The organism is Mitsuaria sp. TWR114 (genome assembly GCF_007997345.1).
Genome location: NZ_VOSR01000915.1, coordinates 1 through 2,782, shown reverse-complemented (window position 1 = coordinate 2,782; position 2,782 = coordinate 1). Strand labels below are relative to the sequence as shown.

Annotated in this window: 3 protein-coding genes and 1 pseudogene; 2 read left to right on the top strand and 2 right to left on the bottom strand. The window is 70.0% G+C overall.

Annotation, left to right across the window (positions count from 1 at the left end):
• Nucleotides 1-108: 108 nt before the first annotated feature.
• Nucleotides 109-797 (bottom strand): annotated as a pseudogene (locus FUT87_RS25775) (riboflavin synthase subunit alpha).
• Between the two features lie 13 nt (nucleotides 798-810).
• Complete coding sequence (locus tag FUT87_RS25770; RefSeq protein ID WP_091732668.1) at nucleotides 811-1,164, bottom strand: ArsC family reductase; 354 nt, start codon at nucleotides 1,162-1,164, stop codon at nucleotides 811-813.
• Between the two features lie 58 nt (nucleotides 1,165-1,222).
• Between FUT87_RS25770 and aat the strand changes: the two genes are divergently transcribed.
• Both aat and FUT87_RS25760 read left to right on the top strand, forming a co-directional pair.
• On the top strand, nucleotides 1,223-2,035 hold the full coding sequence (gene aat / locus FUT87_RS25765) for a leucyl/phenylalanyl-tRNA--protein transferase (RefSeq protein WP_147242833.1): 813 nt from the start codon (nucleotides 1,223-1,225) through the stop codon (nucleotides 2,033-2,035).
• A gap of 2 nt (nucleotides 2,036-2,037) precedes the next feature.
• On the top strand, nucleotides 2,038-2,763 hold the full coding sequence (locus tag FUT87_RS25760) for an arginyltransferase (RefSeq protein WP_091732664.1): 726 nt from the start codon (nucleotides 2,038-2,040) through the stop codon (nucleotides 2,761-2,763).
• Nucleotides 2,764-2,782 lie beyond the last annotated feature (19 nt).

The window sequence follows — 2,782 nt, the reverse complement described above, 5'->3', positions numbered from 1 at the left end:
GCGCGCCGCGGGACGCGTCCGCGTCGCGCGGCGGCGATGACTTAGGTCATCTGGTGTTGTAGGGATGGCGAAACAGCGGCGATGGACTATGCGGGGCACCCGCACGCCTCATTCCGCGCCGAGGTCGAGACCCCGTTCCCTGGCGAATGCCTGGAGCGCCGGCATCAGCGCGCCGATCTTTTCCGCCACCGCATCGCGGATGGTGTCCACCATCACCTGGGTCTGGCGCTCGATCTCGATGTGGACCGGCGCGCCCTCGCCCTTGTCGGCGAAGGTCGTCATGCGCAGCGTCTCGGGAATGAGCCAGACCTCGAACCAGCCCGAGCCGTCGGCATTGCGGCCGGCCTCGGCCACGGTCAGGCTGGCGCCGTTCACCGCGATGTAGCCCTTCGGGAAGATGTAGCGCATCCATGGCGCGGGCACGCGATGCGGATGACGTGGTTGTTGGCCGGACGGCGGATCGACGCGACGGTGGCCATGAAGTCGACATGGCCCGACAGCGGATGGCCGCCGATCTCGGCGCCTTCCTTGGCGGCCCGCTCGACGTTGAGCCGGCCGCCGACGCCCAGTTGCCCCAGCGTCGTGAGGTTCAGGCTCTGCAGCATCACGTCGAAGTCGGCGCGGTGGTCGCCGTCCAGCGCGGTGACGGTCAGGCAGACGCCGTCGCAGGCGACGGACGCGCCGATCTCCAGGTCGCGGCAGAAGCCGTCGGGGAAGTCCAGGGTGAAGCTGCGCAGCCCTTCCTTGTCGGTGATGCGGGCGACCTGCGCGATGCCTTGAACGATGCCGGTGAACATGGCGGACCTCCGATCAGCGCGGGGCGTGCGACGCGAACAGCTCGGGCGAGAAACCCAGGCTCAGGCGGCCATCGTCCCATTCGACGACCGGGCGCTTGATCACGCTTGGCTGCTCGCTCATCAGCGCAGCCGCCGAGGCCGCGTCGGTGACGCCGGCCTTGGTCGCGTCGTCCAGCTTGCGCCAGGTGGTACCGGCGCGGTTCAGCACCTTGTCCCAGCCCAGTTCCGCCATCCAGCGCGGCAGCCGCTGCGCGGGCACGCCCTGCTTCTTGTAGTCGTGGAACTGGTAGGCCAGGCCCTGCTCGTCGAGCCAGGCACGGGCGCGCTTCACGGTGTCGCAGTTGGGGATGCCGTAGAGGGTGATCATGGGAACGAGGGGGATGCGGGACGTCGTCGAAAGAAGCCGGCACGCTACCATGAAGCGGATGATCCCCTGGCTCGACGATGACTCCCTGGACTTCCCGCCGACCCGCCGCGCGCTGGGTCCGCGCAGCGACGCGCCGGGGCTGCTCGCGGCCGGCGGCGACCTGCGGCCCGCCCGCCTGAGGGCGGCCTACGCCCGGGGGATCTTCCCCTGGTATGGGGAGGGTCAGCCCATCCTCTGGTGGACCACCGATCCGCGCATGGTGCTCAAGACGGTGGACTTCAAGCTGTCGCGCTCGCTGCGCAAGACGCTGGCCCGCTTCATCCGCACGCCGGGGTGCGAGATCCGCGTCGACAGCGCCGCCGCCACCGTGCTCAAGGCCTGCGCCAGCACGCCGCGCGACGGGCAGGACGGCACCTGGATCGTTCCCGAGATGCAGCAGGCCTACCTGCAGCTCGCCCGCGACGGCACGGTGCACACGGTCGAGACCTGGATGGACGGCGAGCTCGCTGGCGGGCTCTATGGCGTCAACCTCGGCCGCATGTTCTACGGCGAGTCGATGTTCATGCGCAGGACCGACGCCTCGAAGATCGCGCTGGCCGCGCTGGTCTGCCTGTGCCGGGAATTCGGCATCCCCTGGATCGACTGCCAGCAGCAGACGGCGCACCTGGCGTCGCTGGGCGCGGCACCCGTCACGCGCGAGGCCTTCGAGGCCCACCTGGACGCCCATGCCCACCTGCCGGCGCCGGGGGATTGGACCTATCATCCGCGCCTGTGGGCCCACCTGGGCCTCGGCGACGCCGACCGCGCGGCCGCCGGCTCCCCGCCGATCCCCTCCTCGACCGACTCGCGCGCAACGTCCGACAGGCCCTGACCGTGACGCATCCCAAGGAACTCCCGCTGGCCGAGCTGCAGTTCTATGCGACCGCGCCCTATCCCTGCAGCTACCTGAGCGACCGCCAGGCCCGCTCGCAGGTCGCCACGCCCAGCCACCTGATCCATGCCGACGCCTACTCCAGCCTGGTGGCGGCCGGCTTCCGGCGCAGCGGCATGTTCACTTACCGGCCCTACTGCGATGGCTGCAAGGCCTGCGTGCCGATGCGCATCCCGGTGGCGGATTTCCATCCCAACCGCAGCCAGCGCCGCGCCTGGGCGCAGCACCAGCACCTGCAGGCGCGGGTCATGCGGCTGGGCTACAGCGACGAGCATTACCAGCTCTACCTGCGCTACCAGGCCGGCCGGCACAGCGGCGGCGGCATGGATCACGACAGCGTCGACCAGTACACCCAGTTCCTGCTGCAGAGCCGCGTCAACTCGCGGCTGGTGGAATTCCGCGAGCCCGGCGGCGCGCTGAAGATGGTGTCCATCCTGGACATCCTGGGCGACGGGCTCTCGGCGGTCTACACCTTCTACGAGCCCGAGCCCGGCGTCAGCTACGGCACCTACAACGTGCTGTGGCAACTGCGCCAGACCCGCGACCTGAGCCTGCCCCACCTCTACCTGGGCTACTGGATCGCGCAGAGCGACAAGATGGCCTACAAGGCCCGCTTCCTCCCGCACGAGCTGCTGCGCGAGGGGCACTGGCAACGCGTCGACCGCTGACGCAGGGCCTCCCCGGCGC